Here is a 24,716-nt window from a genome sequence, read left to right as displayed (position 1 = left end):
TCTTCTTGTTCATTAAGAGTCAGCGTTCATAAAAAGTGAACATTTAAAAATAATGAACAAAGGTTGCAATTCCGTTCATTTTTTCGTACCGTTCAACAATAGTGAACATAAAAGATAAATGAACAAATGGATAACTTACTAGCTGAAGCTGCGAAACTGTTAACCGCAAATACCAAGCTAAATGTCACTTATACGCATCACAATGCCCGAAATGCTGAGCAAACGGACGGACAGCTGACGATCACTCACGGAAACCAGAAACATACTTGGTGTGTGGAAGCAAAGGAGAGACTTACTCGCCACAGACTGCATAAACTTCAGCTAGAAAAAGCAGTTTTTAGAGACGAAAAAAAACTTATTGTTACAACTTTTATCAACGAAAACATTGCCGAGCTTTGCCAGGAATTGCAAATCGATTATCTAGATCTGGCAGGTAATGCGCACCTCAACATACCTCCTTTTTATATCGATATTAGAGGCAAGAAACCACCTAAAGAGCATCAAATACAACACGCGAGAAAGCTAACAGGAAAGGCGTTTCAACCTAAAGGCATGAAACTGGTCATGATGTTGTTATTGAAGCCTGAGCTTGTTAATCAGCCAATGCGGGTACTTGCGGAGCAAGCTGAAATTGCTTTAGGCACTGTAAAACAAGTTTTAGATGACCTTAAGCAACTGACATTTGTTCTCGAAAAAGGGAAAAAGGGACTCGTCCTCAACGAAAAAGATCTGCTTCTAACGCGATGGCTGGACGCTTATCCACACAACATGGAAGCTAAACTGGAGCAGAAGCTATATGTTCCTCAGAATATTGAGCAGCTTCGTAACGCACCACTAGATAAGTACGGAGCACTCTGGGGCGGAGAGGTCGCCGCTGATGCCTATACTCATTACCTTACCCCCAAAACATACCAGATATATGCTGATACTGAAGCACATAAAGCCCTATTAAAAACGTTCAGGCTACGCCGACTACGTGCTGAAGAGACAGACGTTAATATACTGAAAATTGTAGAGCCGCCTGTGGGAATCGATAAAATTAGGGGTGAGTTACCTGGCTATATCGCGCCATTGCTAGTCTATGCTGAACTACTCAACAGCGATGACCCTCGCAACCTTGAAACTGCCAAAAGGATCTACCATGACCACCTCGCTTGATGTATCCGAAAAACTGCCCACAGGGCTTGTCGAGGTATATAGTCAAATCCACGGTATTGCCGCAGAGCTAAGTGTTCCGTTGCTAATTGTAGGGGCTACTGCACGGGATATTATCTTGGTTCACGGCTATAACGCTGCTATCGAGCGCGGTACGAAAGATGTGGACTTTGGTATCGAAGTGCAGAATTGGGAGCATTACGAAGTGTTACGAACTGCACTGATAGAAGCGGGATTTACACCCCACTCGAAGAAGGCACATCAACTAAACACGACTGACAGTGACGGCTTGCCTTGGGAAATCGACTTGATTCCGTTTGGTGGGGTCAGTGACGATAACGACCAGATTGCTTGGCCGCCAAAACAAGATTTTGTCATGAGCGTGCTAGGATTCGATGAAGTTTATCAAAACGCTTGGAACGTTACCCTCATAAAAAGCCCCGAAATTAGCGTAAAAGTAGCATCTCCGGCAGGAATATTGTTACTGAAACTTATCGCTTGGACTGAACGAGGTCGTGAGTATCAGGGAAAAGACGCCATTGATATCTATTATGTAATAAAACACTACAGCAAGATTCCTGCGGTTGTAGATGCGCTTTACGAACAAGATTATATGGATACGCAGGATTACGACATTATGAATGCCACTGCAATGTTGTTGGCGGACGAAGTCGCGGCCATTGCGAATGAGAAAACTATGACCTACATAACGCAGGCTTTGCTAAATAACAATAGAGTCTTAGAGCGCATGAAGGTTGATATAACAAAGTACACTGTCGCAGATTATGACGAAACCAACATACTAATCGAAATTATAAAAGATAGGCTAAATGGAGGATAAAACCATCGGTTGTTTCTGGATATTTCCGTCAATATCCTTACACTGAGGAACACAATAGGAATACAACGAATGTCACTTTTTACCGAAATCCCCATATATATCAAGGCGTTTTAAAATTAGGCGTGACTATCCAGCATTGGAGCGACAGAGAATTTACGATTTAGCGGAGTGATAGACACGACAGGAACCTCAGACACAGTTATTACTTATATACCTCGCGTACGCGCGAGCGGCGTATAGTACCTATGTTCAATAAAAAAACAATGTCGCTTGCCATTATTTGATAGGCCTATTCCAGCCTTAAAAAACAGCTCAAATCGTAGAACGCATAAGTAAATCTTCATAGATTATTCAACTTACTGAAAAGATGGCGTTTTTTGTATAAGGATTTTTGTAGGTATTTGCCACTATTATGCTTTTAGCGTATTTCAAAGTTCACGATTAGCGGCTATTGTATAAGGTAATAACCATAATTATTAGCACAGACAAAAATGTGATTGCAGCTCATTAGCGTGTTCAACGCAAAGAACTGCGCCTTCCGGAGACATTTTATGGCGGACAAGAAGCCGAAGGATCAGCAAGCGCAAGACGTAACTCAAACTGAAGGCGCGCCCAAACCAGCAGACGAACTTGCTCAACTTAGAGAAATTTTGTTTGGTCAAACAAACCGTGCATTCCGTGCAGATCTTTCTGCGTTGGAGTCACGGGTCAACGACAGCTTCTCTAAACTGAATACGCATCTTGATAATCAGTTCAACGATATACGTAAGCTTATTGACCAACAGATCACAGAATTATCGAATCAGTTGGCCAGTGCTAACGACAACCACAGTAACGTGCAAGAGCAACTTCAAAACACCACTGACAAATTGCAAAGTGAATTGGAGATAGCGGAAACTGCTGCAAAGAATGACAACGATGCATTGGAAGCTCATGTGGTTAAAGAACTAGAGTCGCTTGATAATTTATTTAGTAAGCGTCACCAAGAGCTGCTAGAGAAGCTTCAGCAGGTAACCAGTGAGCTTTCAGAAAGTAAAACCGATAGAAAAACGTTGGCAAACTTACTTTCGACTATGGCCACCAACCTCGCTACAGATCATTAATTAATGACTGAAAAAGTGCCGCCGTCGGAGCTATCTGACAACTCTCTAGACAAAGTCAGAGAGCTACTCATTGGAAGGGACGACAAGTTCGTTCAAGAAAAGTTGAATCGCGATGCGAAAGGCATCGTGACAAACGTCGTTTCTGAAGCGCTCTTTGAACGCGAAACAAAGGACGGCTCAGTTAACAAAGTACTTGTTCCTCTTGTAGAGAAGTCGCTTCACCGCTCTATAGAAGCTAATAGCGACAAGATTGTTGGTACACTTTATCCCTTGGTTGGCACGCTGGTAAGAAAGGCGGTATCTTCATTTCTTGTTGAGTTTGTCGAGCGCACTAACGCGCTTATCGAAAACAGCTTAAGTCCCAAAAGCGTATCTTGGCGATTCAAAGCTTGGCAGTCCGGAGTCAGGTATTCTGAATTTGTCGCATCTCAAATTTACCAATACCAAGTCCAACAGCTGCTGGTCATTCATCGAGAGACCGGCACGCTACTTCACAGCATTTCTTCAGATCCTGATAAAGAAAAAGACGCAGACTTAATTTCGTCAATGCTAGTGGCCATTAATGACTTTGTGGCAGATGCGTTTGGCGTTACCAGTACCGAGTCAGAAAACGAGCTCGGCGAGATAAAAACGGAAGACTTTACGCTGCTAATAAAAATTGGGCCACAAGCGCTGCTTGTTGCTGCGGTTACGGGCAGTATTCCTCCAGAGGTACGCGGAAAACTTCAACAGGCGTTGGAAGACTTTCATCAGTTCTATCAACAACCGTTGCTCACTTATGAAGGTGACAATGCGCCCTTCGACGGTTGCGAAACCATTCTTTCAGACTGCTTAATAAGCGAAAGAAAAGAGGGTGAAGGAAAAAAATCAAACCGATTAATAGGCGCACTAGTGCTTCTGGTGATTTTTTTCGCACTTGCAGTGCTGTCTTTTATGCGTTTGTCGCTAAGCATCTTAAAAAGCGACTTACACGAGCTTCCTCCTCCACCTGGAATCATAGTAACTGATACTTATGTTTCCAATGGGAATGTGCACGCTAAAGTCCTTCGCGACCCAGTCGCTACCAGCATCGAACAATGGTTTAGCGATAATAACATCGATGCAGAAAGAGTTACTGTTATTGAAGAACCCTTTGTTTCTTTAAAACCAAGTGTGGTTGAACGCAAACTTGAAAAGCTCGTGAGCGACTATCCACTCAGCGAATCAGAAAGCCTATTAGTTAAAAAAGGTGATGACCATAGCTTTATTATTTCAGGAACCGTATTCACCCCAACCGCAATTAACTTTACTCAGCAAATAAACGCTATTCCTGGTATTTCGACAGTTAACGTTGATACCACCGCGCTAAACGTCAAAGCAGCCTATCAAATTGACAATGCTGAGCTCCAGAAAGCCGCATTGAACCGATTAGTTAATAAGGTTTCCTCACAAAATGTACTTTTTGCTACTAACCAAGAAGCGCTTTCTGAAGTACAGTTAGCAAAATTAGAACCTCTGGCAAACGACATAAAACAATTGTTAACCCTTGCTGACAAGACAAAAACTGTTGTCAGTATTGTTGTAATGGGTGCCAGTGATAATTCAGGCTCAAGCGCACGAAATCGCGCATTGAGTCAAAAACGAGCAGAGAATGTTGTGAATTCATTAATTTCACTTGGCGTAGAAAGTGATATTCTTATACCTGTAAGCTTAGGAGAGCTACCATTGCAGAAAGCATCAATGGGGCGTTCAGTCATGTTAAACGTTTTAATATCCAGTGAGCAGCAGTAAGGAAGCTTTGCAGTGATACAGAAAAAAGTATGTATTTTAGGGCCCACTGGTGTTGGCAAAACAAGCCTGATAAAACAGTTCGTTGAAGGTATTTTCTCCGAAAAATACAAGACCACTATTGGCGTAAAAATAGACAAGAAACAAGTCAATAAAGACGGACGCGGCGTTCAGCTTCTACTTTGGGATTTAGAAGGTATCGACAGATACTGTGGCTTCAACCCTCGCTACCTTCGCGGCGCAAGCGCCTACATTATTGTAGTTGACCAAACTCGGTCTCAATCCTTGCTTGAAGGCATGGAAATTCTAGAACTCGCACGCGAACACTACCCCGATATCCCCGCATTTTTTGTTGTAAATAAAACCGACCTCCCCACAAGTTGGCACTGGAGTGAGGAAGAACTCAATTCTTACGCTCAAAAATTCGCTTCACTAACGAAGACCAGCGCAAAGACCGGTGAAAATGTAGAGAATTTATTCAGTACAATTGCGTTTTGGTAGGAGATTGCCATGGATATTCATTTATTAAATGCATTAGGCATTACTAACTGCGCGCTATTTAGGTGTAACTCCGAAAGCGACATTGAATGCTTAACGCCAGAACTTCCATGGCTAGCAAATGTTGTGACGATTGACGAAAACAACAAACTGCAAAAGAAGCATATCCCCTCCATTTTTTTAGACGACTTTTTTCTCGATGCCGACGAGGTATGGAAAGGCGAAACGTCATTTACACTTTCATCTGGCTTTTGGACGGAGCACAATGAGAGCCAAGTACTTCGCTTAGAAGCATTGGCAATCAATAGCGAATCGGGTTCTCGCTATCTGGTCGTTAAAAACGTAGAAGAGCAATTTGACGAAAAACGTAAAACGCTGCAAGCCGCGCGGGAATTATTGCTAAGCCATCACGAAATTGTAGGTCAGCATGAGTATATTAGGCACAAATTAAATGGTGTTTTACGCAAGAACACCCGACTTCAAAAGCTCGTTCCGCCCATTCAGCAAGCTATTCACAACCTGGAAACCGGCGTTGTCATTTTAGACGACAAAGGCGGATTGATATTGGACAACAAAGCGTCTCATAGATTGCTGCTGTGTAATAGCACAACGCCAAGCTCTATTCGCGTCAACGAGCTTCTTACTGATATTGATGCGCCGGCAACGTTTCTTCCCGCACTAGTGCAGCGAAAAGCCCCCTGGCAAGGTGAGCTTTATTGGCAACCTGTTGACGATTATGGTGTGTGGCTTCAGGTTACCATTCACCCTGTATTACAAGGGGATGAGTTAACCCATTGGGTTTACCTACTTACCGATATTACCCATATCCACAATAAAGAAGAGAGCGTATTAACTGCCAGTGGAATGGACTCGTTAACAAAGGTAGCCAATCGCAATTTGTTTACCGATACAGTAAGAAGACTGGTTCAGGAAGAAATCGCATTCAAGTTGTTCATCATAGATATATGCGACTTTAAAAAGATAAATGAATCACTTAGCTATCAGTCGGGTGACGAGATCCTTAAATCGTTCGCACTGCGACTGCAGACCTTTGTCGGCAACAGCGGGTTTATAGCGAGAATAGGCAGCAATGAGTTTGCATTGGTGAAACGTGAAGATACCTTTAACGAACTTATCAGTGCCGAGTATATTGAGCAGCTAGTCAAAAAGCTCACTCAAACCTATACCGTTCTCAATGGCAGCGAGCCGAATTTAGGCATAAATATTGGCGAAGCGAACTTTCCCCGACACTGCCCGTCAACCGAATCACTTCTTCAGTGTGCTGACATCGCCTTGCAGGCCGCTAAATACCAAGGTCGCAATGTGGTACTTACCTACAGTGAAGAACTACACAAACAACATCATGCAATTAGCGAGCTTGAGAGTCAGCTACGTTCTGCCATCGAAAACAATGAACTCAAACTCTTTTTGCAGCCTATTGTCGATTTAGAGACTGGCAAAATTGTTAAATGCGAGGCATTGGCAAGATGGATAACGCCGGAAGGTAAGTTTATTTCCCCAGAAGTGTTTATTCCTCTTGCTGAAAAAAGTGAACTCATTTTCCCTTTCGGCGAGTGGCTTATCAATGAAGCTTGTGATGCTATAGAAGCGTTAAAGGCTTCTAATTTAGACATTAGGTTGGCCATTAATATCTCTGGCCGCCAAGTGTCAGATTTAGCACTACTAAACCAAATTAAAAACGCATTGGAAGATCACCAACTCCCCGGCTCAAACTTATCTATCGAGTTAACCGAAAGCGTGTTTGTGGAAAGCTTGGATACCGTTTCAGTATTACTCAACGAGCTTCGAGCAATGGGGATCACCGTGTCGATTGACGATTTCGGTACAGGTTTTAGTTCACTGGTGTATCTGAAGAAACTGCCTATCGATGAGCTTAAGATTGACCGTTCCTTTGTCAGTGAACTTGAGAAAAACACCGACGACCAAGCTATCGTTCAGGCTATTCTTGGACTGGCGAGCAACTTAAACATTAAGATTATTGCAGAAGGTATTGAAACCCAACAGCAGCAACAGTTTTTGCAAAATCATCGGTGTGCTTATGGTCAGGGTTACTTATATCAGCGCCCCGTTGCCATACCTGAATTTATAACTTTAGCGCAAAAGCTAAAGTAAGCTTAAGCAAAGCTTCATCAGCCATAAACAAAAAAGCCGGAGTACGATCCGGCTTTTTTACAGTTTGTATTTTACGCTTAAATTAGCCCCATGTGTCCTGCATGGAACTCCAAGTGCTCTTCAATAAATGATGCAATAAAGAAGTAACTATGATCGTAACCTTCATGCATGTTAAGCGTAAGTTGCGTATCTGACTGTTGCGCAGCATGAACAAGTGACTGAGGTTTCAGCTGCTCGTGCAAGAACTCATCTTTTGTCCCTTGCTCTACTAGTAGAGGTACACTGTGTGTTTTGCTTGCTAATAGCAACGAGGCGTCGTAATCCTGCCAAGCTGCCTTGTCATCGCCTAAGTATCGACCTAAGGCTTTCTCGCCCCACGGACAATCTGAAGGATTTGAGATAGGGCTAAAGGCCGATACCGATACAAACTTATTAGGATTACGCATGCCAATAACTAAAGCACCGTGTCCGCCCATTGAGTGACCGCTAATAGCGCGCTCTTTGGTTACAGGGAACTCGCTTTCAATAAGCGCAGGTAGCTCGTTCACAATATAGCTATACATTTTGTAATGCTTATCCCACGGCGCCTGCGTAGCGTCAACGTAGAAGCCTGCCCCAAGGCCAAAGTCATAAGATCCTTCTTCGTCGTCAGGAACGTTCTCGCCACGGGGGGATGTATCGGGCGCAACAATAGCCATACCTAATTCCGCCGCTAGCTTCATTGCACCGGCTTTTTGCATAAAGTTCTGGTCGGTACATGTCAGCCCTGACAGCCAGTAAAGCACGGGCACAGGCTTTTCTTTCGAGGCGAAAGGGGGAAGAAAAATTGCGAAGGTCATATCGCATTGTGTTGTTTCAGCTTTATGGGTATAGCGTAAATGCCGTCCCCCGAATGCTCTATTTTCGCCAATAAGCTCCATTTCAGCTCCTTAAATACGTAAATTTGCACCTTTATTGTGGAATCAGTAAAGGCTCTATCGGATTTTAGATCAAGTTCGTTTACACTAAGCGCCTAATTTTTGAGGTAAGTACAATGGTAAAAGCACTGTTGCATCATATTGTTGGCACTATTTCGGTCATCTGCTATTTCGTCAATACGGTAGTGTGGTCAACGCCTATTTTCATATTGGCTATTTTTAAACTTATACCTATTGCGCCGTGGCGACGATTCATTTCTTATTTACTCGACGCATGCGCGACTGCGTGGATCGGCGTTAATAACCTGAATCAGCGCATCAGCGGACGCACCAAATGGCAAGTAAACGGACTAGAAAAACTCACTCGAGATGATTGGTATCTCGTTGTTGCTAACCATCAATCTTGGGTCGATATCTTAGTTCTTCAACGTGTATTTAACCGAAGAATCCCATTTTTGAAATTTTTCCTCAAAAAAGAGCTTATCTATGTTCCCATTTTAGGTCTGGCTTGGTGGGCACTCGATTTTCCATTTATGCGCCGATATTCCAAATCATTTTTGGCTAAAAACCCGCATTTGAAAGGAAAGGATATGGAAACCACGCGCCAAGCGTGTGAGAAATTTAGAAATAAGCCTGTAAGTATTATGAATTTTGTTGAAGGCACCCGCTTTACGCAAGCCAAGCACGACAAGCAGGCCTCGCCTTTCACTCATTTACTTAAACCTAAAGCAGGTGGCATAGCATTCGTTTTGTCTGCAATGGGCGATCATTTGCATAAGCTTATTGATGTCACAATTGATTATCCGAACGGCGTACCGTCTTTTTGGGACTTCGTTAGTGGTAAGGTTCGTGATATTCGTGTGAATATCAACGTAATGCCCATCAAAGACATTATGGAAAACGGCATTTTCAGCGACAATTATTTTGATGATCCGCAAGTTCGAGCCCGTTTTCAGACGTGGTTGAATGAACGCTGGCATGCCAAAGATCAACTTTTAGATTCACTAAACGCAACACAGAAACCATTATGATTCGCGCAGTACTCGCTCCTTTTATTTTCGTATTACATACTTCACTACAAATCCTCAATCTTGCGTTGTGGGGAGGCTTAATTATCTTACTGGGTTTGGTAAAACTTATTATGCCTAACGGAAAGATAAGAACGGCATGGAATAAAGTGATGCACGGGCTAATGTTTAGCTTCGGACGGGTCAGCGTTCTCATGATACGCTTGTTTAACCGCGTCGATATTGAGTGTTCGGTACACGGCGAACTGTCAAAAGACCGTTGGTATCTGATTATTGCCAATCATTTAAGCTACCTCGACATTATTCTGCTCATTGAATTCGCAACGAACCGCATTCCTGCACCCAAATTTTTCCTTAAGAAAGAGCTTATTTGGCTGCCATTTGTCGGACTGGGTGCCTGGGCACTTGATATGCCGTTTATGCACAGATACACCCGTGCGTATTTAGAAAAGCACCCAGAGAAAAAAGGAAAGGATCTCGAAACCACCAAAGCGTATTGTGAGAAGTTTAGAACGGTGCCCACAACGGTCATTAACTTTGTAGAGGGAACTCGATTTACTTCATTGAAGCATCTGTCAAAGCAAAGTCCCTATGAAAACCTCCTGCCCCCCAAAGCCGGCGGCGTTTCCTTTACGCTCTCAGCTATGGGCGAATTATTTACCAACGTGTTAGATATCTCGCTGCTTTACCCGGAAAATAAGCGTCATCCTATGATGGCAATGCTTAGCGGTCAGATGACAAAAATCGTGATCGATGTGAACGTTACGCCGGTACCTGAATTACAACAGCATTCAGAACGCACTGAGTCTGAGTTTCGTCTTTATTTCCAAAACTGGTTGAACGGTCTATGGGAAAATAAAGACAACCGTATAAAGAAAATGTTGGAGTCGTAATTAATGGAAGTCAGTGCTTCAGTACGCGATAACTTTATTCACATAGTTAATGATATTTTCCCGAATCTTACTACTGAAGATCCGCTGTATAACGTCATCGCACTAAGTAGTATTTTAGTGGTGTCGGCGGTAATCTATATTATCGCAAGGCTATTGGTGCGCCCCCAGATAGCCAGTTGGGTATACAAATCCAATAACCTCTGGGACAACGCCTTGCAGCAGCACGGATTTTTCCGTCGCTTAATGCACCTGTTTCCTGCCCTGTTTATTTACTTAACCACACCGGTACTTATTAGCGATGAAGCCGTGATGCACGGTATGGTGATAAAGAGCGCTCAGCTATACATGCTATATAGCGGCCTTCTTGCCTTATATGCCATGTTGAGCACAGTGGAAGACGTTTATAACGCCTCAGCGCTTGCTAAACGCGCACCTATCACTGGCTTTATTCAAGTTACCAAATTGGCATTTGCTATTGTCACCATACTATTAAGTATCTCTTTAATTGTAGACAGAAGCCCGCTACTTATTGTGTCTGGCTTAACCGCCATTGCCGCTGTTTTACTATTGATATTCAGAGACACCATTCTGGGCTTTGTTGCCGGCATTCAAATAGCCGCTAACCGCATGTTTAATACGGGCGACTGGATTGCCATGCCTAAGTATGAAGTAGATGGTGAAATACTCGAGATAGGCCTTACCAACGTCAAAGTACAGAACTGGGATAAAACCATTTCTACGCTGCCGACTTACAGCCTTACTACAGAAGCAGTTAAGAACTGGCGCGGTATGCAAGAGTCTGGCGGACGCAGAATTAAGCGCGCCATTTATATTGATGTGCACTCTATTAAGCTTTGTGACAACGATATGCTAGAGCGCTTTTCGAAAATTCGCTATATCAACGAATATATCGATAAGAAGAAAAATGAGCTCCGCGCTTATCACCGAGATTACTCCATTGATGAGTCGGATCTGCTAAACAGCCGTCGCCTTACCAACATCGGCACTTTTAGAGCTTATTTAGAGGCATACTTGCGCAAGCACCCGGATATAAACCAAGAACTGACCCTAATGGTTAGGCAGCTACCGCCTAATGAGCTTGGTTTACCTTTAGAAATTTACTGCTTCAGTGCACAAAAGGAATGGGTGAGGTACGAAAAAGTACAGGCGGATATTTTCGACCACGTTATGGCTATGCTGGATTTGTTCGATTTACGTGCTTATCAACGTGATGGACATTTGTCGCTGCTTGCCCATCGCGAACAAAGCGCTTATAGAAATAGTCCCGAAAGCGACAATGCGCCTGAGGATGCTCAGGAGAAGAGCGAACCTAATCGATAAGGCAGTGATGAATAAAGACTTGTTCAAGACGAAAAAAAACCGGCTGAGATAGCCGGTTTTTTTAATGCTTATCGCTTAAGCCAATGCGTAGGCCATCAGTAAGCAAAGTACTAAACCAGTAACGCCAAAAAAACCGTACTCGATTTTTTCCTGCATACCTTCAGCACCTGCTTTAGCAGTCATAAAGCCCATAACGATGCTGCTTAGCCCTAGCGTAAAGGCAATTAGCGCAACACCAAACATAATTGCATTAATCCAATCAGCCATTGTGATAACCCCTTAAAAATATTGGCGGTATTATGCACCAATAAATAAGATTTAACCATGCTTGGATTGGCTTAAATGTACCGCTATTGGTATTAATTGATCTTAGTCAAAACTACTAATTAGTTGGTAATCTCACTAAATAGTGTATTTAGCAGAGCATAAAGAAATCATCAAATATTACTAACCATTTGAAAGATATAGACTTTAAATATTGGCAAGGCCATTGCTCTACCTTAGGTATAACAGCGAGTATCGTTAGCGTCTATCTGACAGTGACACTACAACGCATTGCAGTTTGCTTCGAGCACTTTCGTTAACGCGTCACACGTAAATTAAGGAATGAACAATGTCTAAGAAACTATTACTTTCAGTTGCCCTTACCAGTGCTTTAATGAGCGGCCACGCATTTGCGCATGACAGCAGCTTTCAAAACAACAGTTGTGACATGGAGCTTGATGGTCATATTCAATATTACCAAGGTGACCTAACGGTACAGATGGACAATGGCTCAGTGATGACGATTGACTCCCATCACAATATGACCATTAACGGTGAATCAGTATCGCTTGACAGCGAACAACAGCGCTGGGTAAGTGAATATTACAACAACATTGATATCGCCATCCCTATGACCTTGAATATCGCCAGTGAAGGGCTGCAAATTGCCAACGTGGCAGTGACTGAAGTGTTTACTGAACTGTTGGGCGGCGATCAAATGGGTGACGATTTTCGTGAACTGTTCGACTCACTTGAAACCAAACTAAACACTTCATTCTATGATGACGCAGGCAATATTCGCGTTGATTCAACTAAATTCGATGAGCCAGGTTGGTTTGACGAAAGCTGGGAGCAAGAATTCGAAGCGCAAATTGAGTCTTTAATCAGTGAGTCTATGGGTAGAATACTTATTGCCGTAGGAACACAAATGTTGTGGGAAGGCGGTGATATGTCTGAGTTTGAGCAAAAGATGGAGCGCTGGGGTGAAGATTTAGAATATCGCTTAGAAAGCCAAGCGGCTGCGCTAGAAGAAAAAGGCGATGCATTGTGTAAGGTACTGAAGAAAGCGGATTATGCCGAAGGCAAAATGCAGGCATCCATATCTGGGCTAGATGACTTGAACCTGCTAGATATTGATCAAGACAATCACCATGACCACAACGACGAAATGAAAATGTAGTTGGAGCATTTAGCTAACTAAACGCGCAAAACGAAACGACTTGCAACTCTAACCACTCACCTTAGAAAACCGACTGTAACCCAGTCGGTTTTTCATTTTTACAGTTAACGACAACCGCCCTCCAATTAATGTACTCTTAAGCCCTAAACAAAGGGGTATTTAATCGATGACTCAAAATGTAGTAATTAGTGGCTACGGCTGGTTAGCCAGCTATGTGGGCAACGCACTTTCAGGCAAGGTCAATATTGTTGGCACCACTCGAAGCCAACAGAAACGTCTCGCGTTAAAAGACCAAGGTATCACCGCAATTGAATATGCCCTGGGCGAAGATACATCAGCGCTTTGTAACCATTTGCCAAACGCTACCTTGTTGCTAAATATTCCCCCTGGCAGGAGAAACACAGATCTCGCGTCATACACCAACAATATGCTGCAGTTGATAGACGCAGCCATCAGCGTAAAGGTGGCGCATATCGTGTTTATCAGCACCACGTCGGTTTACGGCGATGCAACAAACGAGGTAGTGTCCGAAGTTAGCACTACACAGCCGCAAACAGCCTCGGCCAAAGCCCACGTGACTATTGAAGACTATTTATTGTCTAAGCGAGGTAAGGTTGATATCAGTATTGTTCGCCTAGCCGGTTTAGTAGGCCCAGACCGTCACCCCGCCCGCTCGTTAAGTGGAAAACAGTTAGATGCAGGAAATAAGCGAATAAACCTTGTACATGTGTACGACATTGTATCTGCGCTGACGACCATCATTTGTGGCAAGCCGCTTAACGATGTTATTCACCTTTGCAGCTTGTCTCATCCTAAGCGCGGTATTTATTACGTGGATGCAGCGAAGGCGATGGATATTGATGCTCCTCGCTTTTCTGATACTGAAGCAGAACCTGCTGGCAAAGTGATTGACGCCGCACAAAGCTGGGCAAGGCTAAATATTACACCAGAGTATAGCGACCCCTATCGCATGTTTTAGGCTTTACACTTAGTGTAAAATACACACTCTGACACAAACAAAAACGGCAAGCTTTAGGCTTGCCGTTTTTAAGTTGAGCTCACTGCTAGCTCACGTCATTTCTTGTAAAACCTGACTATCCGAATAGGCTCAACCCGAAGTATTTTACCGCTACCGTGTTTACAAAAATCACGAGTAAAATAAGCGGAATAAAGGTTTTAAGCGAAATATCCACGTACTTTTCAAACCAGCTGCCTTTGTAACCACTGCTGCCCTCTTCCAAAGAAGCATTGAAGTTTGCACTCTTCCAACGATAAATAACAAACAAACAAATTAGCAAGCCGTTTAAAGGCAAAATCGTGTCGTAGAACACATCGTAAATGACATCAAACAGTGATTTATCTGTGCCAGCGTAGTGCATAAACGACGTAAGCATATCAACTTTACCGAATGACAACGCACTTAGGATGGCTAGCAAAATCATAATACTTCCTAGCGACCCAAGCGCCCATTTACGGCTTACACCTTTTTCATCCATAAGCGCCGCAACAGGTACTTCAAAAATAGACACTAGCGACGTAATTGCCGCAAAGAACACTAATAAGAAGAACAAGCTAGCGACAATCGATGCGCCCATATATCCAATCGAATCTTGTAACGCTAGAAAGATACTAGGTAGATAAGTAAAAATCATACCCACTGACGATTCACTTAAATCATCAGGGTTAATGTCTGGGTTAAAAGAGAAGATGGCAGGAAGGATCATCAAACCGGCTGTGAACGCCACGGCCGTGTCTGTTAACGCCACCAGCTTGGCAGCGCTCGGTACATCTGCACGCTTATCAATGTAGCTACCATAGGTAATAAGAATACCCATACCCAACGATAGAGAGAAAAAGGCCTGCGATAGCGCACCATTCACCACTTCAGCAGTGATTTTTGAAAACTCAGGAACGATGTAGAACTCAACGCCAGCCATCGCATTTTCGCGGGTTAATACGAAGATAACGAGACCGATAAGCATCACGAAAAGCGCAGGCATGAGCAGCTTTGCCGCTTTTTCTATCCCTTCTTTTACACCGCCTTGAAGGATGAGGTAGACCACACCAACAACGGCCGCCATATATAAAAAGATGGCTTCTGAGTTAATAAACAGCCCAAAGGTTTCTGGGTTAGCTAACTTGTCTAGATTTCCGCTTACTGCTTCGAACAAATAGCCGAAAAGCCACACAGTAATAACCATGTAGAAAACGGCAATCATGAACGGCGTAGCAATAGCTAGCCACCCCGCGACTTTCCATTTCTTTTCATTACCGCTTATATCACTGTATGCACCAAGCGGGTCTTTTTTAGCATGGCGACCAACTGACATTTCCGCCAGCATTACCGGTAAACAAATGGCAAAAACGAAAATAGCGTACATTAAAAGAAATGCACCACCGCCATTTTTAGCTGCACCGACAGGAAACCCTACCAAATTACCTATGCCTACCGCAGAACCTGCAGCAGCCAAAATAAAACCTATGCGCGATCCGAACTGTTCTCTGGCCCCGCTCATATCCCTTCCTCTTGTTGAGTTATTGTTATAGCAGTTCGCCGTATCACGCCTTGTGATGCACAAACACGTCGTGTGCTCACAATTTATGCTGGTTGTCGGTACTTACTATTCGTAAGAATCAAGCCGAGCGAACTGGTATTATTTATTATCAGGATGGCGTTTGTTGTTATGACTCACGTGTGGCGTCAACGCGTTGTATTGCTACCTCTATGGGCTTATCAATACGCTGCACCATTCCCAAAAATAGCATGGTAACAGCAGTGAAATAAAAAGTCTTGATGTTGGACTTGCTGAAATGATGTTAGACCGTATCACCAAGTTACCACTTCGCCATTCCAGTCGATAAAATGACAAGCTTGGTCTCGATTAAGCGCAGAAAGGTGGTGAATGAGCTGTTTAGCGGTAAACTCAGGCGTGAACAGTTTCTTGGCGGCGACGTTCTTTTGAAAAGGCTTAGAAAGCCCCGTATCAACCGTCCCAGGGTGATAACAAACAAGCATCACGTCTTTCAATCTGCGCTTGTATTCTACTGACGCCGTTTTAACCAACATGTTGAGCGCCGCTTTCGACGCGCGGTAGCCGTACCACCCGCCAAGTCCATTATCTGAAATACTCCCTACTCTCGCGCTTAAGCAAACAAGGGTTGAGCCTTCTTTACTCATAATATTCACCAAATGCTTGAGCCACATTGCGGGAATAATGCTGTTAGTCGAAAAATAAGCCGCTAAGGCCTGCTCGCTGACATCTTCCAAACGTTTCTCAGGATGAATGCCATCGCTTTCGCGGTGTAGAAAGCCTGTTGTGATAACTACCGTAGTTAACACAACCTGCTGTTCAGCCAGCTGTTCAACAAATTCGCTTATGTGCCTATCGTCCTGTTCGGCTAGCTGATGATAGGTAACATCCCCAGAATGACTGGTGTCAGATATAGGGGCGCGACTGACCGCGAACACCCTAGCACCTTCACTGCTATATTGCTCAATAAGCGCAGACGCAATACCCCCCGACGCGCCCACTATTAGGACGTTATTTTTCACTGGCTTCTCCTGGTATGCAGCGATCGCACTGGCGTTTTTTACCTGTTAACAGGTATGAAATGGTGTATCTATGCTTTGCGAATACATTGTAGAAAGCATCGGCTACATAACGAATAACAGGCCAGCGAAGCGGTGCATATAGCCAACCCATGCCCACGGCTTTCCATGCTTCATGAGTGACATCAAGGCCAGTTATCAACGTCCCGTCTTCACGAAGTCCGTGAATTCTTGCATTGAGTGCATGCCAATCCATGGTTGGATAACGGTTCGAAAAATCGGGGGCCTGAATATCTACCAATGTTAATTTGTTGTGCTTGTCTCTTTTTCTTAAATGACGCATTTCAGCGATACACAACGGACAATACCCGTCATAGAAAATAATCACGACTGAATACCTCTGCCAAATTTTGAACACGTTTATACACATTCTTACCAGTTGCAAACTGCTTGAAAGAAAGCAGCTAACTTCACATGTTAAAACCTTTCACTTAGCTCGCACATTATTCTTATTTAATATTCGTTTATACGATAAAAAAACACGCTTGGATGACTTGTGTTGTGACCTACCCGCACCCACACTACAGACAAAGATTAAGAGAGGTTTTTACTATGGCAAATTTACAAGTCGCCACATTGGCAGGCGGATGCTTTTGGTGTATCGAATCAGCGTTTAATAGCGTTGAAGGCGTGGAAAAAGCAATTTCTGGCTATGCTGGAGGCGAAAAGGCCGATCCAACCTATGAAGAGGTATGCAAAGGAAATACTGGCCATGCTGAAGTGGTACAAGTGACATTTGATGCCGACAGCATTAGCTACCGAGAGATACTAGAAATTTTCTTTGCGCTGCATAACCCTACACAGCTTAACAGACAGGGCAATGATGTAGGAACACAGTATCGCAGCGCGGTTTTCTATCACGATGATACACAAAAAGCTGAAGCAGAAAAAATTATCGCAGAAATCACAGAAGAAGAGATTTGGCCCGATCCCGTAGTGACTGAAATAGTAGCAATAAATAACTACTACGACGCCGAAGACTACCACCAAGATTACTTCAAAAATAATCCACAAAACCAATATTGCTCTATGGTGGTGGCACCTAAACTTGCGAAGTTCAAAAAAACCTTCGCTTCTCGACTTCGCAGCGACGCATAAATAAAACAGCGATATTAATAGCGTTAGCCAACAATAAAAAGGGTTGCTTAAAAGCAACCCTTTTGTTTTTCAATCTATTCGTTTTCTTATTATTCAAACCAAACGCTGTTAATTTCTAGTGGAAATAATAAAGGCGCTAAGTCTTCATAACGCTTCTTATGCGCTTCACACGTCGCGTTTTTAAGGTAGTTTTTCTCCCAAGGATCGTTAATGATCCACAAGGTATTTTCAATGGTCACTAATCCTTCCATCGACGAATTATCCATTGTGTACTGTTCGCAACTCTGATCGCCGGCAACGTCGAAAGTAATAGGGATACGCTTTGTTGGCTTACTGCCACTCACATCAATTACCCACAGTTCATTGTCGTTTCTTGCTGCGCCAAACAAATAGGATGCGCCCGTTGAATGAGTATATAACGCCAGTCCATTGATAGGATGATTACCTGAAGTAAACGAAGGAAGTTGAAGGTTAGGCTCGCTCACTGTGGCAAAATCATTCGACGAGAAAAAGTCTTCATCAACAGCCAATGTAAAAATTCTTGGCTGTCCTGCTTTATCTTTCTCTAGCGCCAGATATAACGTGCCGTCTTCAGCCATCGTCAACCCTTCAATGCCGTCGTTAGGAAAATTACCTACTTCAAAATCGTTGGGAAACTGAAGAGGTCGCACATCCGACATTTCAACCGAGCCATTATCTTTTCGTGTCAATTTTACCAACAAGGTAGGGTAATCTGTTGACCCTGTTTCCTCGTATTTGGTTTCACAGCGAGGGCTTAACGCGCCGGTACGGGTAGCATCTTCGGTAACCGTATAAATTACGTTAGTATCTCTGGGGTCTACGGCTAGCGCTTCTAAATCAGGCTGCTCACTCAAATAGCTATAAAAGCAGCTTCGGCGCACGGTGTTGGAAAATGAAAAGCGTTCGCTCGATGCGCTCAGCGTTGCGGTATCTGGTGAAATGCTATGAAGTTTCAACTGTTGAGTGGTATCAGCGCTAGCATCTGCGATAGTGACAAGTTGACCGTCTAGCACCACTAACCCTGAGGTTTGAGGATCAAACATAACGTTGCCTTTTTCATCAAGGATCCATTTACCCACAGCGACTTCTGTTAAGTCTTGAGGTTCAGGAGTAATAACAACGTCTTTCGGCTCGCTACAGGCGCTTATCAGTAAAGTGGTTAGCACAGCACTGGTTAAATATTTTAGCATAGTGTGAAGTCCTCTCTCCGTTTATTAAGACGAGAGCAAAAGGTAAAACTGAAAAAATTGTAAGGGAGTATATCGAGCATACCGTTTATTCACAAAAAAGAGTAAGGTTATGCGATAGACATCAGGTTTGCTGAGTACATATATGATTTGGCAACGTTAAATAGTCGTGCTGTCATCATGTTTTCGATTAATGTGCAGCATATTTAGTTAACACGCTTACGTGTATTAATATTGACGAAAATTAAAGGAGAGCGTCATTTCTACGCAGCACTTGCCCCAAGTTATTGCAGGTCCAATAGTAAGAAAGGTGACATCTACAGAATGTCATATTTGGGTAGTAACCAGTAACGCCGATTCACCTGCGCTAAATCTATCTGCAAATGAAGTCGTCGTCAGCGGCAATTGTCAACGCGAAACCATACGCGTAGGTAAGTACGCATTTATACACTTGCTCTCTTTCACTTCGTCAGAGCCCTTCGAAGATACTGCGCGGATAGGTTACTCGCTATCTTTTAGCGACGATGCTCAGCAGGTTTCATGGGAAAATGAACAACGCGGGCTTCTTTACGATGGACAGTCTTTCTTATGTTTCCACTACACCGAGACTCCCGAGACTATATTGCACGGCTCATGCCGTAAGCCTCACTTTCACAGTGATGATGCCCTAGCACAAGTAGATGTACTCCATAAAAATGCGTTCAAAAAGCAAAATGATTTTCCCGATCTCCTGTTGATGACGGGCGATCAAATTTACGCTGATGATGTCGCAGGTCCTATGCTTAAAGCCATACACAGCGTGATTGACCGTTTAGGTCTTTATCATGAAGCACTGGAAGGGGCAGTAGTAACGAACACTAATGAACTTGCCACACATGAACATGGGTATTACGAACGAGAGCAGCTTCTGCCACAAATTGCGACCAATACGGTACTGTCTTCAATATTCTTTGGTGCTAAGAAAAAACCGGTATTCACATCAGTAAACGCGCAAAACCATTTGATTGGCAGTGCGGAGATCATCGCTATGTATTTACTGGTGTGGTCCGACACGCTTTGGGCTGATATCAATATAGATAAAGATGGGATCCCCCCAAAATACCACGCTATTTTCGACAAAGAACACGAGGCGCTTAACGGCTTTGTAAAACAGCTACCGCAGGTACGTAGGGCCCTGGCACACATTCCTACCTATATGATTTTTGACGATCACGATGTTACCGACGATTGGAACTTAACCCGGGGCTGGGAACAAGAAGTCTATGGAAACCCTCTATCAAAACGCATGATCGGCAATGCGCTTATCGGCTACTTGCTTTGCCAAGGCTGGGGAAATGCTCCAAAAAAAGTAGCGCCATTAATTGCTAAAGTACAAGAATCAATGGGAGAAAGCGGTTTAAACTCGCACGATGAAATCATTGATGATCTGTTGGATTTTGATCAGTGGCATTACCGTTTAGATACCACACCACCTATTGAGGTTTTAGACACCCGCACGCAGCGTTGGCGCAGTGAATCTAATATGAATAAGCCCTCGGGGCTAATGGACTGGGAAGCACTGTGTGATTTTCAGCATTCTATAATTGGCAAAGAATCTGTCATCGTCGTCTCTGCCGCTCCCATTTATGGTGTAAAGGTTATCGAAGCCATTCAAAAGGTGTTTACGTTTTTTGGCAAGGCGCTTACTGTTGATGCTGAGAACTGGATGGCCCACAAAGGCACCGCGAACGTTATATTAAACATATTCAGGCATTACAAAACGCCCCCCGATTTCATCATTCTATCTGGCGATGTGCACTATTCCTTTGTATACGATGTACGCCTGCGCTTTAGGCGCAACAGCCCCCACATCACCCAGTTCACCTGCAGCGGATTAAAAAACGCCTTTCCGGATGGATTGATCAAATGGCTAGATAGATTAAACCGCGTGCTTTATCGCTCTAAATCGCCTCTAAACCTTTTCACAAGACGTCGAAATATGTCAGTAAAAGCGAGAGAACCAAGTTTGGGCTATGGCGAATTATTCAACGGTTGCGCCATTGGTGTATTAAAAATTTCACAGAAAACCACCGATGTTCAGTGCAAAGCTTTGTTGAGCAACGGTAAAGAGGTAGAATTCCCAGCTTCTAAAGACGATTAGTTCAAAAGAGGTATCTAATGAGTGATAGCGCACTGTCCATCGGATTATTTTACGGCTCAACAACCTGCTATACCGAAATGGCAGCAGAAAAAATCCAAGCGCAGCTCAATAGCCTTTTCGACGAAGATATTGTTGACCTTCACAACATTAAAGACGTTAACCTAACGCGCACGGCCGAATACGACATTATCATTTTTGGTATTTCAACGTGGGACTTTGGCGAGCTCCAGGAAGATTGGGAGTCTCATTGGGAAGAAGTGCACGGTTTGGATTTATCAGGGAAAACCATCGCCTTATTCGGACTTGGCGATCAACTCGGTTACGGTGAATGGTTTCAAGATGCACTAGGCATGCTTCACGATGCAATATTGCCATCAGGCTGTAAGATCGTGGGTTATTGGCCAAACGAAGGATACGAGTTTACCGCCTCAAAAGCGTTAACCGAAGACAAAACTCAGTTTGTTGGCCTGTCTCTTGACGATGAAAACCAATACGACAAAACAGACGCGCGCATCGAAGCATGGTGCGAACAGTTATTGGTCTCGATGGCTTAACGCCTATAAATTTCGGATGTCAGTGTTGGAAAGTAAAGGCCGTATTCATCAGCAGTTTTATCGCAACGGCCCAAGCCACAGGGACGGCGCTGATGTTTCATTTCAAGATATTCGCAAACTGTTTAATTTCGCTACGATCACTGTGGGTAGATGGGTAACAGCAGAAGAACAACAGATCGCTGCTAACCTCTTTTTCGATGCGCTTTACGATCTGGTCGCGATCTTAAATATCAATGAACAGGTGTTATCGTTAAACGGATCCCTGTCACTGGCTTTTGGCAGTGGCGGTCAAAAACACAGCAGTGCCCACTACAACAGTGCGAAAAGACAGCTTGCGCTAGCAAAAAATGCAGGAGCCGGAGCGCTAGCCCACGAATGGTTTCACGCTTTCGATCATTATATTGCGCCGCGCATGTTCGACGGTATTGCTGCCGGTAGCTTTGCCACACAGGCCTGGCTCGACAATGCCCCGATGAATCCTCATCCGTTGAATCAAAAATTGAGCGATTGTTTCTCGCTATTGTTCCTAAATGATCAAAAAAGACCAAATGAGTACTTTGTGCGATCCGTAGAAGCTGATCGCGCGTTAAAAATGTATTATTATGCTATGCCTCAGGAGATGGCTGCCCGCGCATTTGAAGCCTGTATTCAAGATCACGAGATCAAAAACGCATTTTTGGTGCAGGGGACAAAAAAATCAACGGAAGCTAGACTTGGCATTTATCCTCATGGTAACTTGCGTACATCACTCAATCAGGCATTGATGTTGTATTTTTACCAATTAGGTGTCGCTATTTCACATAAACAAACCTAGTTTGTTGTTTTATTACTGTGAAACTGAGTATTTTTTCAACAACAAGTGTTAATGAGCACACTGTTTTTGTACAAAACCCTGTATATTTTTGTAACAAGCAGTATACTAAAGCGCTCGAACGTAACAGAAGAAAGAAGACGAGATGAAAAGAAAGAAGCATACCTCGGCTGAAGACGAGGCTCAGATTGATATGACCCCCATGTTGGACATCGTGTTCATCATGTTGATTTTCTTCATCGTAACGACCTCGTTCGTGAAAGAGAAAGGTTTGGACGTAAACCGTCCTGAAGATAATCAAGCGAAAAACGATAAGCCTTCAAAAGCGCTTTCTATCCGTATTGATGCTGATGGCACAATTATGATGGGCGGCCGCGAAGTTGATATTCGTCGTGTGGTTGCAAACACGCAAACATACCTAGCGGAAAACAACACGGATTCAGCTGCTATCCAGGCTCACGAAGACAGTGAGCACGGTACTGTGGTAGAAGTTATGAACCAAGTTAAAATTGCAGGTATTGATAAAGTATCTGTTTTGGTTAAAAAGAGCAGCTAAAACGCCTTTCTGACCACGCAAATTAAAGAAAGCCACCTTCGGGTGGCTTTTTTCGTATAAGACCTTATACCAAAGTATCTCTTGTGCTATCGCATGAATTTTGTTCAGATCGTACCATTCGGTGTGTCTGGAAAATCCATGTTGAAACTCGGTTCCAGACTCTGATGTCACTGGAGCCATTATGCACAAAAAAATACTCTATACTGCTGTACTTGCAGCGGTTATGTCAGCACCACAAGTGTCTGCCGCCAAAATTGAATTAAGTGAAGCGTTTGAATACAACGCATTCATCTTCGATAGCTTTACCGGCCAATCTTCCGATGTTGAAGGAAGACTAGCTGTCGGTGGCGAAATGAACGTATCCGATTTCAATGTCGGCTTACTGCTATCGCCAGATATGTCTGAGTCTGCTCTTGCCGTAGGCGGTAACCTTCATTTCACGCGCGGTGATGTTCACGGTGGTTCAACTACCGTTTCAGGTATGGTGTTTGGCTCTGAACTCACATTCGATAAAGCGGTTAACGCTCAGCAGACTGTAAATCTCATTAATTCTACGGTGAAGTCTGGCGGTATCTCATCGAAAGGTGATGTCAAACTAGGTAACTCAAATGTTGTATCAGGTGATGTGCACGCCAATACTGTGAAACTTGGTGGGCCTAATAGTGTTTACGACAGTGTGAGTAACCCTACTTTATATGGCTCCCAAGTTGAAAACGGAAACGTATTTGCTGAGTCTAGTGTTGAACTTGATAGCAGCGAAGTTAACGGTACCGTAACGCTTAACGACGTTAACAATTACACCGCTATCAATGGTTCGACAGCAACATCTGTAGAACAGGGCAGCGTGAGTAAGGCTGACGTTAACAATATTGACTTTAATGCTATTGCTGCCGAAGTAACAGCGCAGTCTCAGGAGTTTGCGTCAATGTCGGTGAATGGCACAACAACATTGTCGTGCACTGACGCTAACGATTCGGATCAAGCGGTTGCTTGTACCGACGCTAGCAAGGATGTATTAAATACCATTACCTTCTCTGGCTCTGATGACATCAATATCTACAATATTGACGCTAGTTGGTTCAGCGCTGCTGATAAAGGCATTGTTTACGATTTCTCAACCAGCAGCTACAACATCATCAATGTGTACGGTGAATCAGTTGAGTTATTTAACACTGGCTTCTTTAATACAGCCTTTACGCAGGAAAATGAATATTTCAGAGAAAATGGCCAGTACAGAGACAATGACAACAATGTAGGTCAGCGTCATGATGGCCTTTATACCAACAACATCTTGTTTAACTTTGTTGATGCTGATTTTCTTACACTACATAGTGTGGGTGTTAAAGGTAGTGTACTGGCGCCATATGCAGAGCTAAGTTTCTACAATGGTCATGTAGACGGTAACGTCATTGCTAATAGTTTGGTCACTCCGTTGGTGCAACTGATTAATGACGACGGCGAAACCTACAATGCGCCGACAGGCCAAGTAAATAACTATCAGTTCGGCGCTATCAACGTAAGTGAACCTGCATCAATCGCCCTCTTATTTGGCGCTGGATGTTTCATGCTAGCTAGACGTAGAAAAGCGAATTAACGCTTTAAAAAGAGAGTGAATCTTC

General features: G+C 43.6%; 23 protein-coding genes. 17 read left to right on the top strand and 6 right to left on the bottom strand.

Going from position 1 to position 24,716, the window contains the following annotated elements:
• Positions 1-126: 126 nt before the first annotated feature.
• From BZA03_RS18475 to BZA03_RS18450, 6 genes are all read left to right on the top strand, one after another.
• Positions 127-1,158, top strand: a complete 1,032-nt coding sequence (locus tag BZA03_RS18475; RefSeq protein ID WP_110289534.1) for a type IV toxin-antitoxin system AbiEi family antitoxin — start codon at positions 127-129, stop codon at positions 1,156-1,158.
• A complete protein-coding gene (locus tag BZA03_RS18470) occupies positions 1,142-1,996 on the top strand; it encodes a nucleotidyl transferase AbiEii/AbiGii toxin family protein (protein WP_181417311.1) in 855 nt (284 codons plus the stop codon). The genes BZA03_RS18475 and BZA03_RS18470 overlap by 17 nt, the downstream gene beginning before the upstream one ends.
• A 551-nt stretch (positions 1,997-2,547) precedes the next feature.
• Entirely contained in the window at positions 2,548-3,099 is a 552-nt protein-coding gene (locus BZA03_RS18465; RefSeq protein ID WP_014950727.1) for a hypothetical protein, read from the top strand.
• Between the two features lie 3 nt (positions 3,100-3,102).
• Positions 3,103-4,869, top strand: a complete 1,767-nt coding sequence (locus BZA03_RS18460) for an OmpA family protein (RefSeq protein ID WP_110289532.1) — start codon at positions 3,103-3,105, stop codon at positions 4,867-4,869.
• Between the two features lie 12 nt (positions 4,870-4,881).
• Positions 4,882-5,367: a Rab family GTPase gene (locus BZA03_RS18455; RefSeq protein ID WP_014950729.1), complete on the top strand. Its 486-nt coding sequence runs from the start codon at positions 4,882-4,884 to the stop codon at positions 5,365-5,367.
• Between the two features lie 9 nt (positions 5,368-5,376).
• Complete coding sequence (locus BZA03_RS18450; protein WP_014950730.1) at positions 5,377-7,497, top strand: bifunctional diguanylate cyclase/phosphodiesterase; 2,121 nt, start codon at positions 5,377-5,379, stop codon at positions 7,495-7,497.
• Between the two features lie 77 nt (positions 7,498-7,574).
• On the opposite strand, the gene fghA is transcribed toward BZA03_RS18450, so the two are convergent.
• Positions 7,575-8,417 (bottom strand): S-formylglutathione hydrolase, encoded by an 843-nt coding sequence (fghA, locus tag BZA03_RS18445; RefSeq protein WP_014950731.1) that lies wholly within the window; start codon positions 8,415-8,417, stop codon positions 7,575-7,577.
• 113 nt (positions 8,418-8,530) lie between these two features.
• Between fghA and BZA03_RS18440 the strand changes: the two genes are divergently transcribed.
• From BZA03_RS18440 to BZA03_RS18430, 3 genes are read left to right on the top strand one after another with little or no spacing between them, the layout of a single operon-like run.
• A complete protein-coding gene (locus BZA03_RS18440) occupies positions 8,531-9,445 on the top strand; it encodes an acyltransferase (protein WP_014977421.1) in 915 nt (304 codons plus the stop codon).
• Entirely contained in the window at positions 9,442-10,335 is an 894-nt protein-coding gene (locus tag BZA03_RS18435) for an acyltransferase (RefSeq protein WP_014950733.1), read from the top strand. The genes BZA03_RS18440 and BZA03_RS18435 overlap by 4 nt, the downstream gene beginning before the upstream one ends.
• A 3-nt stretch (positions 10,336-10,338) precedes the next feature.
• Positions 10,339-11,676, top strand: a complete 1,338-nt coding sequence (locus BZA03_RS18430; protein ID WP_014950734.1) for a mechanosensitive ion channel family protein — start codon at positions 10,339-10,341, stop codon at positions 11,674-11,676.
• A gap of 75 nt (positions 11,677-11,751) precedes the next feature.
• On the opposite strand, the gene BZA03_RS18425 is transcribed toward BZA03_RS18430, so the two are convergent.
• Positions 11,752-11,943 (bottom strand): hypothetical protein, encoded by a 192-nt coding sequence (locus BZA03_RS18425; RefSeq protein ID WP_014950735.1) that lies wholly within the window; start codon positions 11,941-11,943, stop codon positions 11,752-11,754.
• 346 nt (positions 11,944-12,289) lie between these two features.
• Here BZA03_RS18425 and BZA03_RS18420 point away from each other — a divergent pair, with 346 nt between their 5' ends.
• Together BZA03_RS18420 and BZA03_RS18415 are read left to right on the top strand one after the other, a co-directional pair.
• Positions 12,290-13,120 (top strand): DUF2884 family protein, encoded by an 831-nt coding sequence (locus BZA03_RS18420; RefSeq protein WP_014980326.1) that lies wholly within the window; start codon positions 12,290-12,292, stop codon positions 13,118-13,120.
• 166 nt (positions 13,121-13,286) lie between these two features.
• Positions 13,287-14,099: an NAD-dependent epimerase/dehydratase family protein gene (locus tag BZA03_RS18415; RefSeq protein ID WP_075177894.1), complete on the top strand. Its 813-nt coding sequence runs from the start codon at positions 13,287-13,289 to the stop codon at positions 14,097-14,099.
• A gap of 115 nt (positions 14,100-14,214) precedes the next feature.
• Here the strand turns inward: BZA03_RS18415 and BZA03_RS18410 are convergent, their stop codons facing one another.
• From BZA03_RS18410 to BZA03_RS18400, 3 genes are all read right to left on the bottom strand, one after another.
• On the bottom strand, positions 14,215-15,636 hold the full coding sequence (locus tag BZA03_RS18410) for a sodium-dependent transporter (protein WP_110289531.1): 1,422 nt from the start codon (positions 15,634-15,636) through the stop codon (positions 14,215-14,217).
• A gap of 311 nt (positions 15,637-15,947) precedes the next feature.
• Positions 15,948-16,673, bottom strand: coding sequence for an SDR family NAD(P)-dependent oxidoreductase (locus BZA03_RS18405; RefSeq protein WP_110289530.1), 726 nt, complete (start codon positions 16,671-16,673; stop codon positions 15,948-15,950).
• Complete coding sequence (locus BZA03_RS18400; RefSeq protein WP_014950740.1) at positions 16,663-17,058, bottom strand: thiol-disulfide oxidoreductase DCC family protein; 396 nt, start codon at positions 17,056-17,058, stop codon at positions 16,663-16,665. Before BZA03_RS18400 ends, BZA03_RS18405 begins: the two co-directional genes overlap by 11 nt.
• A 224-nt stretch (positions 17,059-17,282) precedes the next feature.
• On the opposite strand from BZA03_RS18400, the gene msrA reads away from it, so the two are divergent.
• Entirely contained in the window at positions 17,283-17,828 is a 546-nt protein-coding gene (msrA, locus tag BZA03_RS18395; RefSeq protein ID WP_110289529.1) for a peptide-methionine (S)-S-oxide reductase MsrA, read from the top strand.
• Between the two features lie 89 nt (positions 17,829-17,917).
• On the opposite strand, the gene BZA03_RS18390 is transcribed toward msrA, so the two are convergent.
• Positions 17,918-19,039, bottom strand: a complete 1,122-nt coding sequence (locus tag BZA03_RS18390; protein WP_110289528.1) for a hypothetical protein — start codon at positions 19,037-19,039, stop codon at positions 17,918-17,920.
• Between the two features lie 271 nt (positions 19,040-19,310).
• Between BZA03_RS18390 and BZA03_RS18385 the strand changes: the two genes are divergently transcribed.
• The 5 genes from BZA03_RS18385 (at position 19,311) to BZA03_RS18365 (ending at position 24,691) form a co-directional block, all read left to right on the top strand.
• The gene (locus BZA03_RS18385; protein ID WP_110289527.1) at positions 19,311-21,176 is read left to right on the top strand and encodes an alkaline phosphatase family protein; all 1,866 of its coding nucleotides are present in this window, start codon (positions 19,311-19,313) and stop codon (positions 21,174-21,176) included.
• A gap of 17 nt (positions 21,177-21,193) precedes the next feature.
• A complete protein-coding gene (fldB, locus tag BZA03_RS18380; protein WP_014950744.1) occupies positions 21,194-21,730 on the top strand; it encodes a flavodoxin FldB in 537 nt (178 codons plus the stop codon).
• A 25-nt stretch (positions 21,731-21,755) separates the two neighbouring features.
• Complete coding sequence (locus BZA03_RS18375) at positions 21,756-22,544, top strand: CLCA_X family protein (protein ID WP_014950745.1); 789 nt, start codon at positions 21,756-21,758, stop codon at positions 22,542-22,544.
• Between the two features lie 142 nt (positions 22,545-22,686).
• A complete protein-coding gene (locus BZA03_RS18370) occupies positions 22,687-23,097 on the top strand; it encodes a biopolymer transporter ExbD (RefSeq protein WP_014950746.1) in 411 nt (136 codons plus the stop codon).
• A 181-nt stretch (positions 23,098-23,278) separates the two neighbouring features.
• Positions 23,279-24,691, top strand: coding sequence for a collagen-binding domain-containing protein (locus tag BZA03_RS18365; RefSeq protein ID WP_110289526.1), 1,413 nt, complete (start codon positions 23,279-23,281; stop codon positions 24,689-24,691).
• The last annotated feature ends 25 nt before the right edge of the window (positions 24,692-24,716 follow it).

Source organism: Alteromonas sp. I10 (assembly GCF_003201515.1).
Classification (GTDB): Bacteria; Pseudomonadota; Gammaproteobacteria; order Enterobacterales; family Alteromonadaceae; genus Alteromonas; species Alteromonas macleodii.
The sequence above is the reverse complement of the archived record's forward strand: the minus strand, read 5'-3'. Positions and strand labels throughout refer to the sequence as shown.